The organism is Herbaspirillum camelliae (assembly GCF_001929405.1).
GTDB classification, from domain to species: domain Bacteria; phylum Pseudomonadota; class Gammaproteobacteria; order Burkholderiales; family Burkholderiaceae_D; genus Herbaspirillum; species Herbaspirillum seropedicae.
Window position 1 is genome coordinate 2,725,738 of sequence record NZ_KV880769.1, and the last position, 24,134, is coordinate 2,749,871.

The following is a 24,134-nucleotide window of genomic DNA, read 5'->3' on the forward strand; positions in this document are numbered from 1 at the left end:
AGTGGCGTCGCCTTGCTGCACAGTTTCATCCTAGGAGCGCATAGGCCCCTACGCCATCGGACGAGGCCGCAAGCGCCTGTAGGAAACGATCTTCCCATGCGCTGAAAACCCCCCGTTCACAAACTCTCCTCAGAATGGCGCAAATCCAGTTCCCGCAAGGCTTTGCGCGTTGTCCTACAAGACAATCGGCCGGCGTCCTATAGAGCCCTGCAGTATGGCGTTGCTACCATTTTTCCATGCTGTACAGGCTGTCCTGCGAGGGCAGAACCCGACCACCTTGACCACGAGGAGACGCACATGAACAAGAAGACCATCCACGGCCAGTGGCAGCTTGCGCTGGGCAAGTTCCAGGAAAACCTGGGCGCCGCACTGGGCAATGTCAACCTGCAGCGCGCTGCGCAACGTCGCCAGATGGATGGTCGCATCATGCATGCCGTGGGCCAGGCGCAAGAGCTGATCAAGCGTTCGCTGCGCCAGCGCGCAGGTTCGCTCTGACTGTGGCGCTCGGCGTGGCCCGTTGTCCTACACGGCAATCGGGATGGCGCCGATACAAAGCGCGACAAGGGATCGATATCGTGTTGACTACTTGCTCAAGTGCGCAGACATGCAGGTAGCCAAGAGCATGCAGAACATGCAAGGAGGCGCCGGATGTTGCAACGCGATAGCGTTCCACCAGCACCCGGCATCAGCAAGAACAAGATGGGAGGAGACGACATGGACAAGCTCGTGCTCGGATGGCTTCTGGGTGTGCCGGTGCTGATGCTGATCGTTCTGCAATACCTCATGTAAGCACCCTACGCCGAGGCTGGCATGGCCGCCTCGATCAACCCGAAACGAATTCATGGAGGGCTAGCATGCAAGCCAACAAGTTCAAGACTGTCCGTACCGATGTGCAATCCCTGCTGCAGCAGGCCCAGGACATGTTCGCCGAAGCGGCCAATGCCACCGGCAAGAAGGCCGATGACCTGCGCGCCGGCGCCCAGGATCTTCTGGAGCAGGCGCTCAACACCGCCCAGGATGCACAGGCAGCGGTGGTCGATACCGGTCGTCAGATCGTCACCACCACCGATGACTACGTGCAGTCCAATCCCTGGCGCGCCATCGCCATCGGCACCGGTATCGGCTTGCTGGTAGGCCTGGCCGTGGGCCGCAGCACAGATCGCTACTGATTCCCGGAACACACCGGAATGATGCCAGTGCGGCATGGCCGGGTTCAGCCAGGCGCAGAGACGTGACTTCTCTTGCGCGTTAGTCAAGTCACCGGAGAAAAGGAATGAGTATGACCAAGAATCCCCCCAAGACCGATGTGAAGTCCACCCCCTTCCACCTCGACAAGCAGGCCATCCGTGCGGCGGCCGCCAAGATCGATGAAGGTGCGGTCACCGAAGGTTATCGCGGCAATCGCGAAGAAGTCATCGCCATGCTCAACGATGCGCTGGCTACCGAGCTGCTGTGCGTGATGCGCTACAAGCGCCACTACTACACCGCCAAGGGCCTGGAGATCGAAGCCATCAAGGGCGAGTTCCTCCAGCATGCCCAGGAAGAGCAGAGCCACGCCGACCAGATCGCCGAGCGCATTGTGCAATTGAATGGCGAGCCGGACTTCAATCCCAGAACCATCGCCGAACGCAGTCATGCGCAGTACGACGAGTCTTCCGACATCAAGGAAATGATCCGCGCCAACCTGGTGGAAGAGCGCGTGGCCATTGAGGCGTACCGCCAGATGATCGAACGCATCGGTGACGACGACCCGACCACCAAGCACATGCTCATCCAGATCATGGCCCAGGAAGAAGAGCACGCCGACGACATGAGCGACCTGCTGGGCCTGTAAGACTTCGTTCCGGGCATGCCCGGGCAAGCTGGCGGGGACTGCCCCGCTCCATCACAACAAGGAGATCACTATGAACTGGGACATCGTCGAAGGTAACTGGAAGCAATTCAAGGGCAAGGCCAAGGAGCAATGGGGCAAGCTCACCGATGACGACCTCGACGTCATCGCCGGCAAGCGCGACCAGCTCGTGGGCCGCGTACAGGAAGCCTATGGCGTCTCCAAGGATGAAGCCGAGAAACAGATCCGCGACTTCGAAGACCGCAACAAGGACTGGCGCCAATAAGCATTAAGGCCAGCCTTGGCCGGTCGGTTCGATATCAGGCAAGCGTGGAAACGCGAACGTGAGAGTGCAGGTGTGAGTGCAGGAGAAGGAAGCAGGCCGGCTAGCTAGCCTGCATAACAACGGCCCAGGGCCACAACCAAGAGCAAACCATGAGGAAGGACACAATGAAAAAAATCATCGCAACCATGATCTTCGGCGTCGCCGCTATCGGCATGCAGGGTGCAGCGTTTGCTGCCGATCCGGCGGGCGCTCAATACAAGGCCGACAAGAAGAAGGCCGATGCCGACTACAAGACTGCCAAGAAGAAATGTGGTCCCTTGAAGGGCAACGACCAGGACGTCTGCGAGAAGGAAGCCAAGGCCGCCCATGAGTCGGCGCTGGCCGACGCCAAGGCCAAGCGCAAGGGCGCTGAAGCCGACAAGGACGCCCGCAAGGACAAGAACGACGCCAACTATGACGTCGCCAAGGAAAAGTGCGACGCCATGAGCGGTGACGCCAAGGATCAATGCGTGGCCAATGCCAAGGCCAAGTACGGCAAGTAATCACGCCGCCCGTCATCACTGATTTGTTGCGATGCGCGGGCGGCGCGCCTGCCGCCCGGATCGCCTCCCTTTTTACTTCTTTAGGAGATCATCATGTCCCTGACCAAAATGTCCCTCACCAAGCGTTTCATCGGTTTCTTCCTGGCACTGTTCATGGTGTCGCTGGTGGGCTGCGCCTCCGGTCCTAACAAGGAAGGCACCGGCGAATACGTCGATGACGCCGTCATCACCACCAAGGTGAAGGCCGCCATCTTCAACGAGAAGGATCTCAAGTCCACCGAAATCAACGTCGAAACCTACAAGGGCGTGGTCCAGCTCTCCGGTTTCGTCTCCAGCTCCACTGCAGCGGCGCGTGCGACCGAACTGGCCCGTGGCGTCAAGGGTGTGGTCTCGGTGCGTAATGACCTGCGCCTGAAGCAATAAGGGCAGGGAACTTGTGAGCGCGCAACCGGTCTGTTGACCGGTTCGCGCTTGTCTACTTCCAGAGCGCGGCGACCGCGTGCAGGCGAGCCGGTGCGTTCCGGAAGAAGACAGGCCAGGGGCAGTCAGGTATAGTGACAAGCCGATGCCACGGGCATTCGCAGGGAGTCCGCCCGCCTTGGAAGGGGCGGACCAGGGAGTGCAGGAAAGTGCAGCAGCAGCGAGGCGCCCCGCTTGCCGGCGCCGGTCTTCCGGGACCCGACTGGCAGCATGGCGGACCCATAACACAATAAAGTACTACCCAGGATAGCAGGCGGCGTCACAGGCGCCGGTATATCCATTCACCGCTCAAAATTGCCATGACAAAAATACTTGTAGTCGATGACCACGCGGTCGTACGGGCAGGTGTGCATCACTTCATTTCTGAAATTCCGTCGATGGAAATCGGTGGCGAGGCCAGCACGGCGGAGGAAGCCATCCGCCTGGTCCGCACCCAGGAGTGGGACATCGTCCTGCTCGATATTGCAATGCCCGACAAGAGCGGCGTGGAAGTGCTGAAGCAGATCAAGCGCGAAAAGCCGGAGTTGCCGGTGCTGATGCTGTCGATGCACCCCGAGAGCCGCTATGCGGTCCAGGTGCTGCGCAGCGGCGCCTCGGGCTATGTGCAGAAGGAGGCGCTGGCCACCGAGCTGGTCAACGCCATCAATACCATCCTGCGCGGACACAAGTACATCAGTTATGGCGTGGCCGAGCTGCTCACCAGCGAGCCGGTGGATTCGGAAAAGCCCTTGCACGAGACCCTTTCGCAGCGCGAGTACGAGATCTTCTACAAGCTGGGGCAGGGCCAGGGCGTGACGCAGATCGCCGACGAGCTCTGCCTGTCGGTGAAGACCGTGAGCACCTATCGCTCGCGGGTCTTGCAGAAGATGAGCATGACCAACAATGCGGACATCATTTATTACGCGATCAAGAACAACCTGATCGACTGACACCCGGCGCATCCGGGCGGATGCCTGCCCGGCAGGCACGCCGGGCCCAGCAAGGAAACGTGGTACGGCGCATCATGGACGATATTCTCAACACCAGGCCCCAGCGCGATAGCGAAGGGACGCCCTTGCGCATCTTCCTGGTCGAGGATTCGGAGGATGTGCGGGACCTGATCGTGGAAAGCCTGGCCGAGATCGGGGGCGTGCGGCTGGTGGGGTATGCCGAGACGGAAATGGACGCCTTGCGCCACCTGCAGCAGCACAGCTACGACGTACTCATCCTAGATATCCAGTTGAAGCAGGGTAACGGCATGAGCCTGCTGCAGGCGCTGGCCCGTTCCAATACGCGGCGGCAGAGCGAGATCAAGGTGGTGTTCAGCAATCACGTCAGTCCAACATATCGGCGGGTAGGAGTGCAATGCGGGGTTCAGCATTTCTTCGACAAATCTTCCGAGTTGCCCTTGCTGTGCGACCTGCTCGAAGAGCTGGCGCAGCAGCGGGCGGGCAAGGCCGGACGCAGTTCATCGAGCAACAACTCGCCCCAGGGGCCGGCCCAGGCGGGCGGGATTTGAGGGGTGCAGCGCGTATGCGCTGCCACATGTCGCGGCGCCAGGGCGGTTCGGCGCGTGCGCGATGAAGCAGACCATCAGAAGCAGAGCCGGTGCTGGCGTGCCGCAGCGGCCGCGCTAGAGCTACAGCTAGAGCTAGAGCAAGGGATTTCCGACGATGCAGAAGAACAACGACGGCCTTCGTCCGTCCTCCGCCGATATCCAGAACAGCGCATCGGTCGAGTATTTCGCCGCGTCCCACGCGCATTACAGCAGCATGGCCACGCTGGCCATGGGTCTGGCCATGGCCGTGATCCTGCTGGGCCTGGTGGTGCTGCTGGCCGGCCTGCTGGGCGAGGAATACCGGCGCCTGCTCTCGGGCCTGCTGGAGATGCGCGAGATGACGGCCGTCGGCCTGATCCTGGGCGCGTCGGCCCTCTACCTGCGCTGCATCCACGGCGGTGCGCGCCGCTCGGGGCTGCGCCGCGTCGCTGCGGGCTTGTCCTGGATGCTGCTGGCGCTGGGGCTGGCAACGCTGGCGCATGGACTCATGTATGCGCTGGGCTGGCTGCCGATCGACCAGAACCATCCGCTGTCGCCCTTGGTGATCCCGCCCTTGCTCTCGCTGGGCTTCGTGGTCATGGCGGCGGTGCTGCTGCTGCAGGACTGGCGCATGCTGGGCGGCTACTATCCGGCTGAATATCTTTCCTTTGCACTGATCGGGCTGGCGGCCATTCCGTTGGTGGGCTACCTGTACGGGGTGAGCCAGTTCGTCTACCTGGATTTCCCGCTGCCGGTGTCGCTGCTGTCGGCGCTGGTCATGGCGTTGCTGGCCACGGCGCTGCTCATGGCGCGGCCGGCCCATCCGCTCATGGCCATCATCACCCGCATCGCCCCAGGCGGCCAGATGTTGCGCCACCTGCTGCCGCAGACGGTGTTCCTGCTGCTGGCCTTCAGTCTCTTGCTCAACTGGGGCATGACCCATGGCTGGATCTTGCCGGAGCTGCTGCTGCCGACGCTGACCCTGATCAATGGCGTCATCGTGCTGTTCATCTTCTGGGGTTCGGCCAGCCGTCTCGATAGCGAATACGGCGAGCGCACCCGCAATGCCCAGAAGCTGGCCGAGACCAGCGCCTTGTTGAACGCCGTCAGTGAAAGCACCAGCGACCCCATCTTCGTGAAGAACCGCCAGGGCCTGATGATCTTCGCCAACCCCGCCACCTTGCACAAGCTGGGCAAGACCTGGGAGGAAACCATGTACCGCTCCAGCCGCGAGCTGTTCCTGGTGCCGGAAGAGGCCGATACCATCGATCGCGACGATCGCCGCGTGATGGCCTCGGGCAAGCCCGAGAAGCTGGAGCAGACGCTGCATCTGCCCGAGGGCGTGGTGACCTTCCAGACCGCCAAGGTGCCCTGGTTCGGCAAGGATGGCAGCGTCCAGGGCGTCATCGGCATCAGCACCGACATCACCGAGCGCAAGCAGGCCGAGGACGAATTGCGCCAGCGCGAAAGCCAGCTGGAAAAGACCGTCATCCAGCGCACGGCCTTGCTGCGCGAGCTGACCAACCACCTGGAGACGGTGCGCGAGGAAGAGAAGCGCGCCATTGCCCGCGAGTTGCACGACAACATGGGCGCGTCGCTGACGGCCTTGTCGATGCATCTGGAGGGGGTCTACCAGATCCTGCCGCCGGATGAAAAATGGGCCGACCGCAAGGTCCGCATGCAAGGCCTGATGAAGTCGCTGGTGGCCACCACGCGGCGTATCCAGACCGAGCTGCGGCCCAATACCCTGGACCTGTTCGGCCTTAAAGCGGCGATCTCCGAACAGCTCGATGAACTGCACGAGCGCACCGGCATTGCCTGCCATGCCAGCTTGCCCGATGAAGACGTGGAGGTGGGACATGAAATGGAAATTGCCATCTACCGCATGCTGCAGGAAATGCTCAACAACGTGACCAAGCACGCCAAGGCCAGCAAGGTGGACGTGATCCTGGATATCGATGAAGACCACGTGGCGTTGACCGTGCGTGACGATGGTGTGGGCATTCCCGAAGAGCGGCGCGACAACCACAAGACCTACGGCCTGCGCGGCCTGCGCGAACGCGCCACCTTCTTCGGCGGCGAGGTCGATATCCGCTCCACGCCCGGCAAGGGCGCGCTCATCACCATCAGCTTGCCGATCCGGCCTGAGCTGGTTTCCAGCGAAGCCTGAAGCCGCAAGCCGTTTCAACCCCCGCAAAGCCGCCTCAGGGCGGCTTTGTGCTTTTTGGCGCGCGGGGAGGCGGGCGTCATTTTCCTGCAACCATTTTCGGTTATTCCTACGCCCGAAAGGGCGAAGCGCTGATGGGCCGCATCCAGGCTCATCGCTACCATGGATTCATCGTCGCAACAGCCCTTCAAGGGCGCGGCGAGGGCCGATGGAAGGGCAACGCATTGCCCCGGTGTCGCGCCTCCATTTTTCCCTTATCAGGCAGTCCAACCCCTACAAGGAGCGATCATGAACAAGGATCAAGTCAAAGGTAGCTTGAAGGAAGCCGCAGGCAAGGTGCAGGAAAAGACCGGTGAGCTGACCGGAAACAAGAGCCAGGAGCTCAAGGGCGCTGCGCGCCAGGTGGAAGGCAACGTGCAGAAGACCTATGGCGATGCCAAGGAAGCCGCGAAGGACTAAGGCCGCGCCACGCTGAGGTGGCTGTGTAGGAAAAGTCCTACACGAGAATCGGAAAGCGCTGATTTTGTGGCGCAGCAATTTCCGCGACCATGTGTGCATTGGTGTGATAGAGCCGCGAAACGCAAAAGAGTTCTCGATTTGTCACACAATTTTTTGCTCACCGCCAGAAGGGATCCCTGAAAGGGCAGACCATGAAAAAAATAGTCGGTATTTGCATGCTGGCCGCCACCTCGGCCTTCGCCCCCCACGTCTTTGCAGACACTGCGCCCGCAGCCGCCGGCGCCTCGCGCTGGTCGGTTCCGTCAATGGACCGGCACATGCCGGCCGATGCAGCCCGTCTGCACAAGCAAGGGCTAAAGAAATTCCGATACATGGACATGGCCCAGGGCAAGCGCTCCCGGTCCCTGCAGAATGCCGTGCTGGTGTTTGGCGCGGGCGGACGGGACCAGGCAACTGCCACGACGCCGGTCTATCGCGATCAGCAGGAGCCTGCGCAGCGACCGCGCGTGATCATGCGCCCGTCGACCTGAGCGGTCCCTTGGCCGGTGCAGCTTGCTCGCGCCGACTCAACTGGATAATGAGGAGAGCTTCATGAAAACAATTCAAAAACTGGCGGTGACTTCGCTGGCCATCTTCGCTTTCTCGGCAATGACCGGCTGCAGCAACATGTCGCAACGTGACAAGAACACCGCCATCGGCGCCGGCGCCGGTGCCGTGGGTGGCGCCATCCTGACGGGTGGCAGCGGCCTGGGTACCGTGGGTGGCGCAGCAGTGGGCGGCGTGATCGGCAACCAGGTGGGCAAGTAAGCCCAGGCTCTGGCAGCACGAGAACCCGTCTATCCACCTGAGCGGCCGCGCCATGGCGCGAGCGTTTCAGGCGTCAAATGAACAACGCCGCGTCGAAGCAATTCGTCGCGGCGTTTTTCGTGTCCGGGGCCAGGATCAGGAGTCGTCCTTGAGGCTGTGCTGGTAGTCGTCATGGATGCGCTTGGCGCGGGCAGCGTCATCCTTGCGGGCTACTCGTGCTTCATGGCGGCAGTTGGCGGCTTCTTTACCCTTGAGCGACTTGCAGGCGGCCAAGGCCTCCGCGTAGGCCGCAGCGGTTTCCTGGTTCAGGTTGCGCAAGCGTGCCTGGGGGGTATCGTCGGCTTCGTACCAGCGGGCGGGATCCGGGCTGGGGCTGGCTTGCGGTGCATCGGCCGCATGGACCGCCGCTGCGCCGAACAGGCCCAGTGCGGCCAGGCAAGACAGGAGGGTGGGGGCGAGGAGCTTTTTATTCATCTGCTTGGGACTCCATTCACGTTGCGGAAACGGCATCCCTGCAGGATGCCCGAAAAGAACACGGCGCGGACGGTGACCAGGCACCGTGCGCGCCGTGTTCCCCCCGCAACCCGGATGTTATCAGGCTTGCGCGGTCACGGGCAGGATTGCTCCTGCCTATATCTTCCCTAGCAACAGCAGGATCAGCAGGATGATGACGATGGTGCCAGCGATGCCGCTGGGACCATAGCCCCAGTTGCGGCTGTGCGGCCAGGCCGGGATCACGCCCAGCAGGATCAGGATAAGGACGATGAGCAGGATGGTGCCGAGGGTCATGGACGTTCTCCTTTGTTATTGATGGGTACGTTGGCTCGCCAGGCGAGCGATAGTGCTGAAGCATCATAGGTCGGCAGGCCTGCCGCAACGATCAGCGTGCGTCGCAAGATGCTGTAGGAGAATGCGGCAAGTGCAGGTAGGCGGGCCGCACGCGGGAGGCCGCCATCTTGGTGCATGGCACAAATGAAGTGCGCAGCATGCCCGCGCAGGGCGCGCAGGCGGCGCCGGCGCGGCACGGTACGCATTCCATGTGGATTCCTGAAGACCAATGCTGGCGCGGCTTTGCGCCAGGCTTCCGGCTACTGGCACGCTCTTTGCTGAAAGAAGGTCAGAGCGCAGCCAGTGCGCAGCAGGTGTGACCAACGGCGGTCGCGCCGTCCAAGACAAAGGCGTCTTCCGGCAAGGGTCCTCCATGCTGGAACACGCCTTTTTTCATTGTTGGCTTCCGATAATTCGACACGCATGGGGAAGGTTGCTATGGAATTCAAGGCTCACAACAAGGCTCACGACGAACCAAAAGACCCGGCTGGGACGGCGCGCGGCGAGCAGGTGGACGGCAAGCGCCGCACGCTGATACAGGGCGCGGGCCTGGCCACCACTGGCGCACTGGGGCTGGCCGGCAGGGGCGCCTGGGCCGCCGGTTCGGACAAGCCCGAGAAGGAGGAGGTGAAGATAGGCTTCATTCCGCTCACCGATTGCGCCTCGGTGGTGATGGCCTCGGTGCTGGGCCTGGACAAGAAATACGGCATCAAGATCATCCCCAGCAAGGAAGCCTCCTGGGCCGGCGTGCGCGACAAGCTGACCAATGGCGAACTCGATGCGGCCCATGTGCTGTACGGCCTGATCTATGGCGTGCAGATGGGCATCGGCGGCCAGAAGAAGGACATGGCCGTGCTCATGGGCCTGAACCACAACGGCCAGGCCATCACGCTATCCAGGAAGCTGGCCGACAAGGGCGCCGTCGATGGCGCATCGCTCTACAAGCTGATGCAGACCGACAAGCGCGAATACACCTTCGCCCAGACCTTCCCCACCGGTACCCATGCGATGTGGCTGTATTACTGGCTGGCCGCCAATGGCATCCATCCCATGAAGGACGCCAAGGTCATCACCGTGCCGCCGCCGCAGATGGTGGCCAACATGCGGGTGGGCAATATGGATGGCTTCTGCGTGGGCGAGCCCTGGGGGCATCGCGCCATTGTCGATGGCGTGGGCATCACGGCCACCACGACCCAGGACATCTGGAAGGACCATCCCGAGAAGGTGCTGGGCAGCTCGCTGGAATTCGTCAAGAAGTATCCCAATACCTGTCGCGCCATGATGGCGGCCATCCTCGAAGCCAGCAAGTGGATCGACGCCTCGCTGACCAACAAGAACCGCATGGCCGAGGTGATCGCCGACAAGTCCTACGTCAACACCAGCAAGGACGTGATCGACCAGCGCATCCTGGGCCGCTACCAGAACGGCCTGGGCAAGACCTGGGATGATCCCAACTACATGAAGTTCTACCAGGACGGCCAGGTCAACTTCCCCTTCCTCTCCGATGGCATGTGGTTCATGACCCAGCACCGCCGCTGGGGCCTGTTGAAGAGCGACCCCGACTATCTGGCCGTGGCCAAGGCCGTCAACCAGATCGATCTCTACAAGGAAGCCGCCGCCATGACCGGCACGCCCCTGCCCAAGGACAGCATGCGCAGTTCCAGGCTCATGGATGGCGTGGTCTGGGATGGCAAGAATCCAGCGGCCTATGCGCAGTCCTTCAAGATCAAGGTGTAAGAGGGGTAAGGACGGGTAGGGCAGGTCGGGCGCGCCCAGGCGCGCGCCTCACAACGAAGTGTCATCAGCAAGGGGAAAGCGATGAGTGCAGTCGTCGAAAGCATCATGGGCGAGAACGCCAAACCTGCCGGTCCTGCCGGCAACCACCCACCGGCCGCCGTCAACAGCCAGGCGCCGGTCTCGCCGCCGGCCGCCATCCCTGCTCGCAGGGCCAGGAAGCGCCTGGCCAGTGGCGGACTTTTCATGCGCGTGGCGCCGCCCTTGCTCGGGTTGGCCCTGCTGGTGCTGGTGTGGCAGATCATCGCCTTGAAGACCAGCAGCTTCCCCACGCCGTGGGTGACGCTCAAGGAAGCCGGCGTGATGTTTGCCGATCCCTTCTATCGCAACAGTCCCAATGACCAGGGCATAGGCTGGAACGTGCTGGCTTCCTTGCAGCGTGTCGGCATGGGCTTTGGTCTGGCTGCGCTGGTCGGCATTCCGCTGGGCTTCGCCATTGGCCGGGTGGAGTTCCTGGCGCGCATGTTCGGCCCCATCATCAGTCTGTTGCGTCCCGTCTCACCGCTGGCCTGGCTGCCCATCGGGCTGCTGGTCTTCAAGTCCGCCAATCCGGCGGCGATCTGGTCCATCTTCATCTGCTCGATCTGGCCGATGATCATCAACACCGCCGTGGGCGTGCAGCGCGTGCCGCAGGATTACATGAACGTGGCGCGCGTGCTGAACCTGTCGGAGTGGAAGGTGCTGACCAAGATCCTGTTCCCCTCGGTCTTGCCGTACATGCTCACCGGCGTGCGCCTGTCCATCGGCACCGCATGGCTGGTCATCGTGGCCGCCGAGATGCTGACCGGTGGCGTGGGTATCGGCTTCTGGGTCTGGGACGAATGGAACAACCTGAACGTGCCCCACATCATCATCGCCATCGTCGTCATCGGCGTGGTCGGCCTGGTGCTGGAGCAATTGCTGGTGGCGCTGGCCAAGGCCTTTACCTATGAGCAGGTCAACAACTGAAGCAGGGGATGGACATGGACAACATCAACGGCAAATTCATCGACATCCACGGCGTGGAGATGCTCTTCCACACCAAGAAGGGCGTCTTCCATGCGCTGCGCGAGATCAACCTGACGGTCGCCAAGGGCGAGTTCGTCACGTTGATCGGCCACTCCGGCTGCGGCAAGTCAACGCTGCTGAACCTGATTGCAGGTTTGTTGAAACCCAGCGAAGGCGTACTGCTGTGCGCCAACCGCGAGATCGGCGGCCCGGCCCCGGAGCGCGCGGTGGTGTTCCAGAACCATTCGCTGCTACCCTGGCTGACCTGCTATGAAAACATCTACCTCGGCGTAGAGCGCGTCTTCGGCGCCACGGAAAACCGCACCCAGCTGCGCGACCGCACCCGCGCCGCGCTGGCGCTGGTGGGCCTGAGCGCTGCCGAGAACAAGCGTCCCAATGAAATCTCCGGCGGCATGAAGCAGCGCGTGGGCATCGCCCGCGCCCTGGCCATGGAGCCCAAGGTGCTGCTGATGGACGAACCCTTCGGCGCCCTCGATGCGCTGACCCGCGCGCACCTGCAGGATGAATTGCTCAAGATCGTGGCCAAGACCGACTCCACCGTGGTCATGGTGACCCACGATGTGGATGAGGCGGTGCTGCTGTCGGATCGCATCGTGATGATGACCAACGGCCCCGCCGCGACCATCGGTGAAGTGCTGGAAGTGAAGCTGGCGCGCCCGCGTGATCGCGTCGTGCTGGCCCAGGACCCGGAGTACGGCCAGTACCGCACCGCCGTGCTGGAATTCCTCTACCGCAAGCAGGCACACCCGGCGCGTGAGGCCGCCTGAGTTGTCCTCGGTGGTCTGATGCCAGAAGCAATCGAAGTCAGTCTGAAGGAGCAAGTCATGTCCAGCCCTGCCGTGATCGAGGCCATGCCTGAGCAGGCCAGCAGTACGCCGGAAGCGGCCCCGTTGTCGGGCGAAGTCTTTGGCGCCCTGATCAATCTTTCCGGACGGCGCCGATTCACTTCGCAGCGCCTGGTGCTGTATGCGGTGCTGGCCGCACAGGGTCAGGCGGGGGCCTGCACTACTGCACGCGAAGCGCTGGCGCTGTTTCGTGGCGCCCACAGCGCCTTGCTCAAGCGCTCGGGGGACTTGCCGGGGGTGTTCTGTCCGGAGCTGGAGGAAGTCTATTTTGGACGCAGCGGCGGTGACGCCCGCATCACTGCCTTCGCCGAACTGGCGCAGTGCACGCTCAACGCCATCGAAGACAGGCTCAAGAGCGCGCCCACCCTGCTGGCCGAACTGGTGCAGGAGACCACGCCGCTGCTGGCCGTGCTCAACGAGATCACCGCGGTCTATGAAGCACAGTCGAAGAAGCGTGCGCAACTGATGCGCCACCAGTTGCGCGGCATCATGACCGACATCGAGACCATCGCCCGCGAAGCCAAGATGGTGGCCTTCAACGCCCGCATCGTCGCAGCCCGTTCCGGCCAGGCCGGCAAGGAATTCTCGGTGGTGGCCGGGGTGCTCTCCAGCATCACCGGCGAGATCGACGAGCTGGTCAAGCAAGCCCTGAGCGGCGCGGCGACATAAGCACGCTTACTTCGCCGGTTGCTTGCACGCCGCCCACGCCACCAGCAGCCACGCCGTCAGGAAGCCCACGCCGCCAAAGGGCGTGATGGCGCCGAGGATGCGCGTGCCGGTCAGCGCCAGCAGGTAGAGGCTGCCGCTGAAGACAACGATGCCCGCCAGCATCAGCACACCGGCCCAGCGCAGCGCCGCCCCGCCCAGGCGCGGCATCAGCAGGGCCACCGCGATCATGCCCAGGGCGTGCATGACCTGGTAGGTCACGGCGGTATGCCAGATGGCCAGCATCTCTTCGGAAATCATTTTCTTCAGACCATGCGCGCCGAAGGCGCCGCAGCCCACGGCGATGAACATGTTCAATGCGCCCAGGGCGATCAGGGTGCGTTCTTTCATGGTGTTTCCTTCCGGGTTGGAGCGGCTTCTGTTGGCACGGAAGCCAGGTTCAGGCTGGCGCAGGGGCTGGCGATCAGAGGAGAGGGCGGCAGCGCTCGTTAAGGGATCAGTAAGCGCGCAAGGCCTTGCCGAGACGGTATTCGTGCCTGAGCACGAACTGCGAGCTGGCGATCAGCCCCGACAGGCCCAGGATCAGTTGCGTGAGCGTATCGGGCGGCAGGACCCAGACGCTGCCCGCCGGCGCCGCCACATTGGCCGCCGCGCTGATGACCGGCGCAGCCCAGGAGGCTTCGTCGCTCACATCCAGCAGGATCTGGCCTTCAGGAGTGGTATGCAGATAGATCTCGCCGCCCAGTTCCAGCGTGAAGCAGATGCCCTGGCCGGCGTTGACGGTATTGATCTTGTGGCGGAACACCACCGCTTGCAGTTCGCGGTTATAGGTATCGATCCAGGTTTCCACCTCGTGTACGTTCTGCAGCACGATCCAGGGACGCGGTGCGGGGATGGTATCGCCAGCGACGGCGTCTTCGGGGAAGAGGGGTTCGGGGGCTTGCTCGGACATGGTCTGTGTGGAGCCGGGCTTGGGGCTGGGGCTCCGGGTGGGTAGGGGGAAGGCAGCAGTATATCGGATCGGGATGCGGATCACTGCCGCCCGTACCTTTGGGACGAGCGCCAAAGTGCGCGGCTCCAGCTGGCCAAGGGTATTGGTGGCGCCCCCACCCTTGTGCCGCGTGCACGGATGGGGGGCGTTTTTCATTTGCCCGCTTATCGGGTCAGGGCGAATTCAGGATAGGTGATCTGGGCATCGCCTTCCTTGGTCAGGAGGGCCAGGCCCAGGTCTTGCAGGAAGGCATATTCTCTTGGCGTGCCGCCCTCTTGTGTGCAGGTCAATGTCGTGGCGCTGCCAGGCAAGGAGCGGTGAATCTGGTTGGCAGGCACTGTTGCGCCCGTCGTGCAGGTTTTGCTGATGGTCACCGGTTTCGCTTTCGGGTCGTTTGTTCTTTGTACGCTGCTGCGTACGTTGAAGGTCTGGCCGGGGTCCAGGGTGGCGGGCAAGGACAGCGAGAGTTCGGTCGCTGCCAGTGGTGGCATGGGCGCCTTGTTCAGGTAGATCTGCGAGCCCAGTTCGGCCAAGCCGGACAGCGAGATACGCTCCACATAGGATGAGGTGGTGTAGTGCTCGCGGACGTGCAAGAGACCCTCCACGTTGTCGATTTCGATGATCGTCTTGAAGGGTTTGCTTCCCCCATAGGAGAGCATGGTGATGATCTTGCTGAAGCGCGGACGCCAGACCGAACCCTGTGGCGCGGCGGCATCGACGGCGGCGATGACATTGGCGCGTGGCTTGCCGAGAACGGCCGGCGGGGGAGGCGGAGCAGGGAGCTCATCGGGCCCGAGATCGGGGCGTTCGGTCTTGAGTACCTGGGCGCTGACGCTGCCTTGCAAGGAGCAGGAGACACGCGTGGCGTTCTTGTTGTTCTCCATGGGCTCCACGATGAAGGCACGTTCGATGGTATTGGCTGCAGGGACCGTGCCGGACCCGGTATGGACGGCACGCCAGTCCGAGTTGCCCGACTTGAGTTCGGTACGCGCATAGTCCGAGCCGCTCCCGCGCAGCCGGTCGGCGTCGCTGACCAGAGGGCGCAGATTGCCGATGACGTTTTCGACGCTGCCTTCCACGACGAAGCCCCAGTAGTAATAGTGGCCCAGCTCCTCCATATCGCTGATCTCATCGAAATAACCGAGCAGCTTCAAGCCGCCGACGGTAATGGCCGGGTTGAAATCGACCTGGTTGGCGGGAGCGTTCTTGCGGTCCTTGACTTTGATCCAGGCGATACCGTCCTTGCGTTCCACAGGCCCTATCGCCTGCTGGGTTGCTGTATCGGTGGCCAGGGCGCTGAAGAAGCTGCTGTTGCAGCGGGTGAATTCACGCAGGGTGTTCTCAGCCATTTGCGCTGAGGCTGGCGGGGCTAGCAGGCTGAAACTGGTCGTCAGTACTGAGGCCGCAAAAATGAAGCGTGTGGATGGTTTTGGCACGATGATCTCTCCCGGATAAATTCTTGCTTTATAGAAAGCCAAACCCTTACTGGATGAGAACGTGTTTTGCAATTCTTTGCAGTATCTGGGGCCGCGCACCATGATGGGCGTCGTGTTGCTGCCTGCTGCATTAGAGGGCTGAGTGCCGCAAAAACAACGATATAGCAGGGTAAAGGGGCAAACAAAAAGGGCTCCAGCGAACTGGAGCCCTTCTCATGTACTGCTGAATTTCTGGTAGGCCGTGCGGGACTCGAACCTGCGACCAACGGATTAAAAGTCCGCTGCTCTACCAACTGAGCTAACGACCCGAAAGACCGCTATTATAGGCAAATGCTATTGACGCTGTCAACACATAGGCGCATGGTGATCACTGTCCCGCATCACCCGCCCGGACAGCGCCTCAGCCAGCCCCTTACTTCAGCGACGCCATCCGTTCCTTGCCGGTCTGCGCGGCAGGGGTGTTGGGATACTTGGCGATCAACTGTTCCAGCGTCTTCTTGGCGGCGGCCTTGTCTTTCAGCTCAGCCTGCGAGCTGGCGATATTGAGCAGGGCGTCAGCGGCCTTGGGATTGTCCGGATAGTTCTTCACCACCACCTGCTGCGCGGCAATGGCGCCCTTGTAGTCGCGCTGGGCGTACAGGGAATTGCCTTGCCAGTATTGCGCTGAAGGGGCGTAGCCGGACTGTGGATAGCGCTTCAGGAAGTCGGCAAACGCATTGGCCGCTCCCTTGTAGTCGCCACCCTTGAATTGCGACAGGGCCGCGTCATAGGCCTGCTGTTCGGAAACGCCCACGGCCACGGTCTGGCCATCCACTTGCACCTGCTGTGGCTCCAGCTTGCGCAGGCGCGCGTCCAGGTCGACGTAGAAATCCTTCTGACGTTGCTGGGCGTTGGTAATCTCGTTGGTCAACACTTCGATCTGGCCGCGCAGGGCCGCAATCTGCGATTGCAGGTTGTCGTTGCGATCGGAAAGCGTCAGGACACTGTTCTTGTCAGCCTTGTTGGCGACGTCGCGTTGCAGGGCTTCGATCTTGGAACGGATGTCCAGGATGGCCTTGCGCGCCTCGTCATCATCAAACAGGCCGGCACGGGCGGTAAGCGGTAAGAAAGCCGTGGCGGCCAGCAGGGCCGCCACGGTTACCGATTTCAGTTTGAAAGCGGTATGCATGACAATCACTGGTAAGCGATGTCAGCGCGACGGTTCTCGGCGTAGGACGCTTCATCCTGGCCCAGTGCCTTCGGCTTTTCCTTGCCGAAGGAAACCGCTTCCACCTGTGCGTCGGACACGCCCAGCAGCACCAGGGCCTTGCGGACGGCTTCAGCACGCTTCTGACCCAGGGCCAGGTTGTATTCCGCGCCGCCGCGATCGTCGGTGTTGCCTTGGATGACGACCTTGCGATCCTTGTGCGCCACCAGGTACTTGGCGTGGTTCTCGATGACGGTACGGTATTCCGGCTTGACGGTGTAGCTGTCGTAGTCGAAGTACACGCTACGCTTGGCCAGCACGCCTTGCGGGTCGTTCAGCGGATCGGTCGAACCGGTGTCCACGGTGTTGACGGCACGGGTGTCTGCACCGCTGTTGCTGGCGCCGTTCTGCACGGGCGCGTTGGCCTTGTCGTCCAGCTTGGTCGACGAGCAGGCTGCCAGCAGAACAGCGCTGGAGACGATGAGAGCGAAGGTACTGATAGTGCGCATGTTGGATTTCTCCTTGTCGTGATGAAAGCAATACTGAATGGTTTTGTTGGACTTCTTTATTTCATGAACGGACCCCAGGTCGGCTCCCTGATATCGCCGGCCTGCGTCGTCAGACGCTGTTTGATGCGACCATCGACGGAGACGACGGCCAGGGATCCGCGACGACCTGCTTCCGTCGCGTACATGATGTATTTGCCATTAGGCGCAAAGCTGGGCGACTGGTCGCGGCTGCCGTCGGAGAGGCGGATCTCCTGGCCATTGGTCAGGTCCAGTGCATACAGCTGGAACTGGCCATCGCGACGCGAGATGAAGGCCAGCGTCTTGCCATCGGGCGAAATGCGCGGGCTGATGTTGTAGCTGCCGTTGAAGGTCACGCGCTGGGGCGAGCCGCCATCCAGGCCGACCTTGTACACCTGCGGGCCGCCGCTGCGGTCGCTGGTGAAGTAGATGCTGCCGCCATCGGGCGAGAATTGCGGTTCGGTATCGATGCCGGCGCTGTTGGTCAGGCGACGCAGGCCGGAACCGTCGGCATTGATCACGTAGACCTGGGTGAGGCCATCGCGGGTCAGTGCCACGGCCAGGCGCGAGCCATCCGGCGACCAGGCCGGGGCGGAGTTGCTGCCCTTGAAGTTGGCCACGATGGAGCGCTGGCGGGTCACCAGGTTCTGGATGTAGACCACCGGCTTCTTCATCTCGAAGGAGACGTAGGCGACCTTGGTGCCGTCAGGCGACCAGGACGGCGAGATGATGGGCTCGTCGGAGCGCAGCGCCACCTGGGTGCCTTCGCCGTCGGCGTCAGCCACTTCCAGGCGGTATTGGCCGCCGGACTTGGTCACGTAGGAGATGCGGGTGGAGAAGATGCCGGGAATGCCGGTCAACTTCTGGTAGATGTCATCGGCGATCTTGTGCGCGGTCAGGCGCAGCAGTTGCGGCTGGGCGCCGATGGACAGGGCCGAGAGCTGGCTCGACTGGACCGTGTCGAAGAGGCGGTAGCGCACGTCGAAGCGGCCATCGGCCAGGCGTGTGACGCTGCCCACGGCCAGGGCGTTGGCGCCGCGCTTTTGCCAGTCGGCATAGTTGACGGCCGAGGAGTCCGAGAGCGCATCGCCATTGTCGATGAGCTTGAAGACACCGCTTCTGGCCAGGTCAGCCTTGACCACCGAGGTGATCTGTTGCGGCGCCGACTCTTCACCGGGGAAGGCGGTGATGGCGATGGGAATCTGGGAGGCGCCCACGCCGGTGATCTCGAAGCGGATCTGCGCCTGCGAGGCCGGGGCGAAGGACAAGCCGGCCACGGCGGCGGCCGTGGCGGCGAGGCTGGTCAGGTAACGGGCTTTAATCATCGTCTACTGATCTTTCGGGTAATGGGTGAAAGTGAAGCTGGACGGTACCTTGTTGTCGGTGTCCGGCGGGAACGGCTGCGACTTCATGACTGCCGTACGCACCGCTTCATCAAAGCCGGGTACGCCCGAAGGCTTGTTCACGCGCACGCTGCGCACGGTCCCGTCCGGGAACAGTTCGACAGTGTACTCCCCGGCAGGGTTTCCGCTCACGCCGCTGTTGTCGAAGACTGTGTTGCTGCGGATCTTGGCGCGCAACTTGTTGGCGTAGTTGGGGCTGCCCTTGGGACCTTGCGACTTCTCGGCCGTGCCCGTGCCGCCGGTGGCGCTGGTGGCCTGGCCCATCATGCGTTTGAGGTCTTCCTGGCGACGTGCTTCAGCGGCCTTGGCGTCGGCGGCGGCCTGCTGCTGCTTCTTCTTGTCGGCAGCCTGCTTCTCGGCGTCGGCCTTCTTCTTGGCCTCGTCTTCCTTCTGCTTCTCTTCCTTGAGCTTCTTCTGCTTGTCGGCGTCGAGCTTTTCCTTCTTCTCGCGCTCGGCCTTCTCCTTCTCGGCCTTTTCCTTTTCAGCCTTGAGCTTGTCGGCTTTTTCCTTTTCCAGTTTCTCCTGCTTTTCCTGTTCTTCCTTGCGCTTCCTTTCCTTCTCCTTCTGCAAGGCGATATCGGGCTTCTCGACCTTGGGTTCGTCGATCACCTTGGGTGGGACAGGCTTGGGTTCGGGTTGCGGCTGCGGTTGCGGCTTGGGCGGCTCGACCACGGGCTGCGGTTCCGGCTCAGGCGGGGTGGGCAGCGGCGCGGCTTCCTTGTATTGCGGATCCCAGATCTCGGCTTCCACCGTCAGCGGTGTTTCGCTCTGCCAGCGGATGCCGATCCAGAAGAACAGGAACAAGGCCACGTGCATCACCAGCGCCAGCGTGATGGCGCGCCAGCGGCCGGGAGCCTTGGGGATGTTGTAGGGTGCGTTATCGCTCATATCACTCGGGTGTGCGCTTACTTGGTGGCCAGGCCGACCCGCGCAATGCCCTGTTTCTTGGCTTCCGAGATCACTTGCACGACCTCGTCATACTTGATGTCCTTGTCAGCCGAGATCATCACGGCCAGCTCGGGATTGTCATCGTGCAGCTTGCGCAGGCGCTCCGACAGGTCGGTCTTGCCGGTCACCGTCTCGGCCTTCTTGCCGCCGCTCTTGGGGCCATTGATGCGGATGGTGGCCTGGCTGTTGGGCTTGAGGGCGATCTCGATATAGTCCGAAGGCGGTTGCGTGGACTTGCCCGCCGTGGGCAGGTTGATCACGCTGGGGTTGGTGATGGGCGTGGCCACCATGAAGATGATCAGCAGCACCAGCATCACGTCGATGTAGGGCACGACGTTGATTTCTGACTTGAACTTGCGGGGACGGCCCCCGCGCATCGATGACCCAGCCATTAGCGTGCCTGACGTTGCAAGATGTTGGAGAACTCTTCGATGAAGCTTTCGAAGCGGATCGCCAGACGATCGATGTCGTGCGAATAGCGGTTGTAGGCGACCACGGCCGGAATGGCGGCAAACAGGCCAATGGCGGTGGCGATCAGCGCTTCGGCAATGCCGGGCGCAACGGCGGCCAGGGTGGCTTGCTGCACGTTGGCCAGGCCGCGGAAGGCGTTCATGATGCCCCAGACGGTGCCGAACAGGCCCACGTAGGGCGAGACCGAGCCGACCGAAGCCAGGAAGGCCAGGTGCGATTCCAGCGCATCCATTTCGCGCTGGTAGGCCGCGCGCATGGCGCGGCGGGCGCCATCGAGCAGCAGGCTGGGATCGACGGCGCCGCCACGGGCCGCCACCGACGCCTTGGCCTTGGTGAATTCACCCATGCCGGCCTGGAAGATGCGTTCCAGCGCGCCGCCGGCACCACCGGCCTTGCGGCGGTTGGACAGGGCGTCCTGGTACAGCGCCGAGAGGTTGCCGCCGGACCAGAAGACGCGCTCGAATTCCTCGGTCTGCACACGGGCGGCGCGGATGGTGAACATCTTGCGGAAGATGTAGGTCCAGCTGATGATCGAGGCCGACAGCAGCAGCAGCATCACCAGTTGCACCAGGACGGACGCGTTTGCGATCAGCGAAATGAAGGACAGGTCTTGTGTGACATTCATGGGAAAGTGTGGCGGCTTGGAGGCGGCGTTTGGATGGAAAGTCGAGAGTTAAAAATCTTTTGTTCAGTGGGCCTGCGGGCGATACGAAACAAAAGACGGTAAATACAGACAGAAGTTTTCCCTGCGGCAGATCGTCCCAACTGGCGAGAGGGGCCTGCGAGCAGGCGCGAATCTCTGAGCCATAAAGGCGCGGATGAGCTTTTCCGTTGACATCATGTGGTCTTCTTGATGCAAGTCAGCAGTTCGTCAGGAATTGGGCGTGGCCGGAAAGTGGCCTGGTCCACGCAGACGACGGTGATGCTGCCGCGGGCCAGCAGCCTGGGTTCGCCATCCCCCGACGGCAGGCGCCAGGCTTCCTGGACGAATTCCATGGAAGCGTTTCGAAGTTTTTCGACCACGACGGTCAGGCGGAGTTCATCGTCCAGGCGGGCCGGCCAGAGGTATTCGACGTTGGTGTTCTTGACCACGAAGATGGCGCCGGTGGTCGCGGCAAGCTGCTGTTGCTGGAAGCCGAAGGAGCGCAGCCATTCGGTGCGGGCACGCTCGAAGAACTTCAGGTAATTGGCGTAGAAGACAACGCCACCGGTATCTGTATCTTCGTAATAGACCCGGATCTTCCAGTCGAATGGACTACTGGCGGCACTCATATGCTTCTTGTTATTGGGAAATCTGCTGTGGCAGCGGAAATGGAGACAGAGGAAAAAGGATCAATCAATATTGCACTATTGCAATCACGCCCGTGACGACCGCAGACTTCTTGCGGCAGTCAACAGGAAAGCAGGAAAGGGCAGAAGAGGCGTTCCTGCGGCACCGTGGCGGCTCCGGCAAAACGCCATTCTACCTCATCCCTTATTGTTTGCGCTTGATGTTGAAGGGGCTGAAGCCCTGGCAGGTCGGCATCAGCTCCATGTAGTTGATGTTCACATGGGCCGGCATGGTGGCGACCCAGAAGGCCGCTTCGGCGATATCGTCTGCCGTCAGGGGCGTGGTGCCTTCGTAGACCTTGGCCGCTGCGCCGTCGTCGCCCTTGAAGCGCACGTTGGAGAACTCGGTGCCGCCGCACAGGCCGGGGGCCAGGTTGGTGGCGCGCACGCCGGTGCCGACCAGGTCGGCGCGCAGGTTCAGGGTGAACTGGTCAACGAAGGCCTTGGTCGCGCCGTAGACGTTGCCGCCCGGATACGGGTAGGCGCCAGCCACCGAACCCAGGTTGATGATGGTGCCGCGGCCGCGCTTGACCATGTCCGGCAGCAGGGCGTGGGTGATGGTGACCAGGCCCTTGACGTTGGTGTCGATCATGGTTTCCCAGTCCGACAGCGCCACTTCGTGGGCCGGGCCCAGGCCCAGCGCCAGGCCGGCATTGTTGATCAGGACATCCACTTCCTTCCAGGCGCCGGTGAGGCTGGCCAGGCCGGTCTCGATGGAGGATTTGCTGGTCACGTCCAGCACCAGCGGCAGCACCTTGTCGGCGCCCAGCTCCTTGACCAGGTCGTCCAGACGCTCCTTGCGGCGGCCGGCGGCAATCACCTTGTGGCCATTGCCGGCGAATTTGCGCGCCATGGCGGCGCCGAAGCCTGCGGTTGCTCCTGTAATCAAGACGACCATCTCTTCAATCTCCTGTTGGTGTGGCGATGTGGCGTGGAACCGGCGCTGCCGGAAAGAAGAGGGAATTGTAGCCCAAAGCCACTTTTTACGAGGGCGGGCTCGCTTTTTCTGCTTGCTTGGCTGGCATTGCGGGGTGTTGTCAGGAGCAGCGGGGTTCTTGCCCAAATCGCCTCGTTTCACTACAATGCGCTGACCATTTCGTCTCACGTGACTGGCGAAACGCCGGCGAAAGCCGGCCAAGATGGGGATCCATCGGGAAGCGTGAGATTTCAACAGCCGTGCGCCTGGGCAGCCGAATGGACAGTACGACTGAGGCTGCCCGCAATCCCATTCTATTTTCTGGCCCTCATTCGATTTCGGAAGTCGAGCTACCGGCATGTCCGCATCTTGCCGGTGACGCGATCTTCGGCCGCAGCTCATCAATTTGGAGAAATACCATGTTTGACAAGAACCAGACTCTCGCGAAAGTCGATCCCGACCTGTGGTCTGCCATCCAGAAGGAAAACGCACGCCAGCAGGATCACATCGAGCTGATCGCTTCTGAAAACTACACCTCGCCGGCCGTCATGGAAGCGCAAGGTTCGCAACTGACCAACAAGTACGCCGAAGGCTATCCGGGCAAGCGCTACTACGGCGGCTGCGAATACGTGGACGTGGCCGAGCAGCTGGCCATCGACCGCTTGAAGGCCCTGTTCGGCGCCGAAGCCGCCAACGTGCAGCCGAACTCTGGCTCCCAGGCCAACCAGGGCGTGTTCTTCGCCATGTTGAAGCCGGGCGACACCATCATGGGCATGTCGCTGGCAGAAGGCGGCCACCTGACCCACGGCATGGCGCTGAACATGTCGGGCAAGTGGTTCAACGTGGTTTCCTACGGCCTGAACGACAAGGAAGAGATCGACTACGACGCCATGGAACGCCTGGCCCGTGAGAAGAAGCCCAAGCTGATCATCGCTGGCGCCTCGGCTTACTCGCTGCGCATCGACTTCGAGCGTTTCGCCAAGATCGCCAAGGAAGTCGGCGCCTACTTCATGGTCGACATGGCCCACTACGCCGGCCTGATCGCCGCTGGCGTCTATCCGAACCCGGTGCCCTTCGCCGACTTCGTCACCTCGACCACCCACAAGTCCCTGCGCGGCCCGCGCGGTGGTGTGATCCTGATGAAGGCCGAGCACGAGAAGGCCATCAACTCGGCCATCTTCCCCGGTATCCAGGGGGGGCCGCTGATGCACGTCATCGCTGCCAAGGCCGTGGCCTTCAAGGAAGCGGCTTCGCCGGAATTCAAGGCCTATCAGCAGCAAGTGGTGAAGAACGCCGACGTGCTGGCCAAGACCCTGATCAAGCGTGGTCTGCGCATCGTCTCCGGCGGCACCGAGTCGCACGTGATGCTGGTGGACCTGCGCCCCAAGGGCCTGACCGGCAAGGAAGCCGAAGCCATCCTGGGTTCGGCCCACATGACCTGCAACAAGAACGGCATCCCCAACGATCCGGAAAAGCCGTTCGTGACCTCGGGCATCCGCCTGGGCAGCCCGGCCATGACCACCCGTGGTTTCAAGGAAGCCGAAGCCGAGAAGGTCGGTAACCTCATCGCCGACGTGCTGGACAACCCGCATGACGCGGCCACCATCGAGCGCGTCAAGGCCGAGGTGAAGCAGCTGACCGACGCTTTCCCGGTCTACGGCTGAATCCCGGCCTGAGTCCAGGCAGGCCGGCGCAGTG

Annotated in this window: 31 protein-coding genes, 1 tRNA gene and 1 riboswitch; of the genes, 18 read left to right on the top strand and 14 right to left on the bottom strand. The window is 62.2% G+C overall.

The features are described from left to right. Positions 1-297: 297 nt before the first annotated feature. From BGK68_RS12080 to osmB, 13 genes are all read left to right on the top strand, one after another. Entirely contained in the window at positions 298-495 is a 198-nt protein-coding gene (locus BGK68_RS12080; RefSeq protein WP_075257299.1) for a CsbD family protein, read from the top strand. Between the two features lie 153 nt (positions 496-648). Continuing rightward, entirely contained in the window at positions 649-789 is a 141-nt protein-coding gene (locus BGK68_RS27825) for a hypothetical protein (protein WP_156181733.1), read from the top strand. A gap of 65 nt (positions 790-854) precedes the next feature. Further along, complete coding sequence (locus BGK68_RS12085) at positions 855-1,169, top strand: DUF883 family protein (protein WP_075257300.1); 315 nt, start codon at positions 855-857, stop codon at positions 1,167-1,169. Between the two features lie 104 nt (positions 1,170-1,273). Continuing rightward, positions 1,274-1,834 (top strand): ferritin-like domain-containing protein, encoded by a 561-nt coding sequence (locus BGK68_RS12090; RefSeq protein ID WP_083657787.1) that lies wholly within the window; start codon positions 1,274-1,276, stop codon positions 1,832-1,834. A gap of 70 nt (positions 1,835-1,904) precedes the next feature. Next, complete coding sequence (locus BGK68_RS12095; protein ID WP_013233220.1) at positions 1,905-2,117, top strand: CsbD family protein; 213 nt, start codon at positions 1,905-1,907, stop codon at positions 2,115-2,117. A 164-nt stretch (positions 2,118-2,281) separates the two neighbouring features. Beyond that, positions 2,282-2,659, top strand: coding sequence for a cell envelope biogenesis protein TolA (locus BGK68_RS12100; protein WP_075257302.1), 378 nt, complete (start codon positions 2,282-2,284; stop codon positions 2,657-2,659). A 93-nt stretch (positions 2,660-2,752) separates the two neighbouring features. After that, positions 2,753-3,082, top strand: coding sequence for a BON domain-containing protein (locus tag BGK68_RS12105; protein WP_013233222.1), 330 nt, complete (start codon positions 2,753-2,755; stop codon positions 3,080-3,082). A 356-nt stretch (positions 3,083-3,438) separates the two neighbouring features. Further along, entirely contained in the window at positions 3,439-4,068 is a 630-nt protein-coding gene (locus BGK68_RS12110) for a response regulator (protein ID WP_075257303.1), read from the top strand. Between the two features lie 74 nt (positions 4,069-4,142). Further along, on the top strand, positions 4,143-4,637 hold the full coding sequence (locus tag BGK68_RS12115) for a response regulator (RefSeq protein ID WP_233149299.1): 495 nt from the start codon (positions 4,143-4,145) through the stop codon (positions 4,635-4,637). Between the two features lie 154 nt (positions 4,638-4,791). Beyond that, positions 4,792-6,825, top strand: a complete 2,034-nt coding sequence (locus BGK68_RS12120) for a PAS domain-containing sensor histidine kinase (protein ID WP_075257305.1) — start codon at positions 4,792-4,794, stop codon at positions 6,823-6,825. A 285-nt stretch (positions 6,826-7,110) separates the two neighbouring features. Then, complete coding sequence (locus BGK68_RS12125) at positions 7,111-7,281, top strand: CsbD family protein (RefSeq protein ID WP_013233225.1); 171 nt, start codon at positions 7,111-7,113, stop codon at positions 7,279-7,281. Positions 7,282-7,472: 191 nt separating this feature from the next. Next, complete coding sequence (locus tag BGK68_RS12130) at positions 7,473-7,811, top strand: hypothetical protein (RefSeq protein WP_075257306.1); 339 nt, start codon at positions 7,473-7,475, stop codon at positions 7,809-7,811. 61 nt (positions 7,812-7,872) lie between these two features. Next, positions 7,873-8,088 carry an osmotically-inducible lipoprotein OsmB gene (gene osmB, locus BGK68_RS12135; protein WP_013233227.1) on the top strand — a complete coding sequence of 72 codons (216 nt, stop codon included), beginning with the start codon at positions 7,873-7,875 and terminating at the stop codon, positions 8,086-8,088. A gap of 135 nt (positions 8,089-8,223) precedes the next feature. Here osmB and BGK68_RS12140 read toward each other — a convergent pair whose 3' ends face one another. Continuing rightward, the gene (locus tag BGK68_RS12140) at positions 8,224-8,562 is read right to left on the bottom strand and encodes a hypothetical protein (RefSeq protein WP_075257307.1); all 339 of its coding nucleotides are present in this window, start codon (positions 8,560-8,562) and stop codon (positions 8,224-8,226) included. Positions 8,563-8,718: 156 nt separating this feature from the next. After that, positions 8,719-8,877: a DUF3309 family protein gene (locus BGK68_RS12145; protein ID WP_017453079.1), complete on the bottom strand. Its 159-nt coding sequence runs from the start codon at positions 8,875-8,877 to the stop codon at positions 8,719-8,721. 477 nt (positions 8,878-9,354) lie between these two features. On the opposite strand from BGK68_RS12145, the gene BGK68_RS12155 reads away from it, so the two are divergent. From BGK68_RS12155 to BGK68_RS12170, 4 genes are all read left to right on the top strand, one after another. Continuing rightward, positions 9,355-10,653 carry a CmpA/NrtA family ABC transporter substrate-binding protein gene (locus BGK68_RS12155; protein WP_233149300.1) on the top strand — a complete coding sequence of 433 codons (1,299 nt, stop codon included), beginning with the start codon at positions 9,355-9,357 and terminating at the stop codon, positions 10,651-10,653. 81 nt (positions 10,654-10,734) lie between these two features. Further along, positions 10,735-11,658, top strand: a complete 924-nt coding sequence (gene ntrB / locus BGK68_RS12160; protein ID WP_075257309.1) for a nitrate ABC transporter permease — start codon at positions 10,735-10,737, stop codon at positions 11,656-11,658. 14 nt (positions 11,659-11,672) lie between these two features. Continuing rightward, complete coding sequence (locus BGK68_RS12165) at positions 11,673-12,485, top strand: ABC transporter ATP-binding protein (RefSeq protein WP_069375450.1); 813 nt, start codon at positions 11,673-11,675, stop codon at positions 12,483-12,485. A 57-nt stretch (positions 12,486-12,542) separates the two neighbouring features. Continuing rightward, positions 12,543-13,232, top strand: a complete 690-nt coding sequence (locus BGK68_RS12170; protein WP_075257310.1) for a methyl-accepting chemotaxis protein — start codon at positions 12,543-12,545, stop codon at positions 13,230-13,232. A gap of 6 nt (positions 13,233-13,238) precedes the next feature. On the opposite strand, the gene BGK68_RS12175 is transcribed toward BGK68_RS12170, so the two are convergent. The 12 genes from BGK68_RS12175 to BGK68_RS12230 form a co-directional block, all read right to left on the bottom strand. Beyond that, positions 13,239-13,619: a DUF423 domain-containing protein gene (locus tag BGK68_RS12175; protein WP_075257311.1), complete on the bottom strand. Its 381-nt coding sequence runs from the start codon at positions 13,617-13,619 to the stop codon at positions 13,239-13,241. Between the two features lie 106 nt (positions 13,620-13,725). Next, positions 13,726-14,181: a hypothetical protein gene (locus tag BGK68_RS12180; RefSeq protein ID WP_075257312.1), complete on the bottom strand. Its 456-nt coding sequence runs from the start codon at positions 14,179-14,181 to the stop codon at positions 13,726-13,728. A gap of 203 nt (positions 14,182-14,384) precedes the next feature. Then, entirely contained in the window at positions 14,385-15,569 is a 1,185-nt protein-coding gene (locus BGK68_RS12185) for a hypothetical protein (protein ID WP_075257313.1), read from the bottom strand. A gap of 319 nt (positions 15,570-15,888) precedes the next feature. Then, positions 15,889-15,964, bottom strand: a tRNA-Lys gene (locus BGK68_RS12190). Between the two features lie 104 nt (positions 15,965-16,068). After that, the gene (gene ybgF, locus BGK68_RS12195; protein ID WP_013233238.1) at positions 16,069-16,824 is read right to left on the bottom strand and encodes a tol-pal system protein YbgF; all 756 of its coding nucleotides are present in this window, start codon (positions 16,822-16,824) and stop codon (positions 16,069-16,071) included. Positions 16,825-16,829: 5 nt separating this feature from the next. After that, positions 16,830-17,351, bottom strand: a complete 522-nt coding sequence (gene pal, locus BGK68_RS12200; protein WP_075257314.1) for a peptidoglycan-associated lipoprotein Pal — start codon at positions 17,349-17,351, stop codon at positions 16,830-16,832. Positions 17,352-17,407: 56 nt separating this feature from the next. Continuing rightward, positions 17,408-18,694, bottom strand: a complete 1,287-nt coding sequence (tolB, locus tag BGK68_RS12205) for a Tol-Pal system beta propeller repeat protein TolB (RefSeq protein WP_075257315.1) — start codon at positions 18,692-18,694, stop codon at positions 17,408-17,410. A gap of 3 nt (positions 18,695-18,697) precedes the next feature. Then, positions 18,698-19,660 carry a cell envelope integrity protein TolA gene (gene tolA, locus BGK68_RS12210; RefSeq protein ID WP_075257316.1) on the bottom strand — a complete coding sequence of 321 codons (963 nt, stop codon included), beginning with the start codon at positions 19,658-19,660 and terminating at the stop codon, positions 18,698-18,700. A 17-nt stretch (positions 19,661-19,677) separates the two neighbouring features. Next, a complete protein-coding gene (locus BGK68_RS12215; RefSeq protein WP_013233241.1) occupies positions 19,678-20,112 on the bottom strand; it encodes an ExbD/TolR family protein in 435 nt (144 codons plus the stop codon). Further along, positions 20,112-20,816, bottom strand: coding sequence for a protein TolQ (gene tolQ / locus BGK68_RS12220; RefSeq protein ID WP_013233242.1), 705 nt, complete (start codon positions 20,814-20,816; stop codon positions 20,112-20,114). The genes BGK68_RS12215 and tolQ overlap by 1 nt, the downstream gene beginning before the upstream one ends. 212 nt (positions 20,817-21,028) lie before the next feature. Next, positions 21,029-21,463 (bottom strand): tol-pal system-associated acyl-CoA thioesterase, encoded by a 435-nt coding sequence (gene ybgC, locus BGK68_RS12225; protein WP_075257317.1) that lies wholly within the window; start codon positions 21,461-21,463, stop codon positions 21,029-21,031. A 202-nt stretch (positions 21,464-21,665) separates the two neighbouring features. Beyond that, complete coding sequence (locus BGK68_RS12230) at positions 21,666-22,418, bottom strand: SDR family oxidoreductase (protein WP_013233244.1); 753 nt, start codon at positions 22,416-22,418, stop codon at positions 21,666-21,668. A gap of 197 nt (positions 22,419-22,615) precedes the next feature. After that, a riboswitch (ZMP/ZTP riboswitch) is annotated at positions 22,616-22,715 on the top strand. A 140-nt stretch (positions 22,716-22,855) separates the two neighbouring features. On the opposite strand from BGK68_RS12230, the gene glyA reads away from it, so the two are divergent. After that, complete coding sequence (gene glyA / locus BGK68_RS12235; RefSeq protein ID WP_075257318.1) at positions 22,856-24,100, top strand: serine hydroxymethyltransferase; 1,245 nt, start codon at positions 22,856-22,858, stop codon at positions 24,098-24,100. The last annotated feature ends 34 nt before the right edge of the window (positions 24,101-24,134 follow it).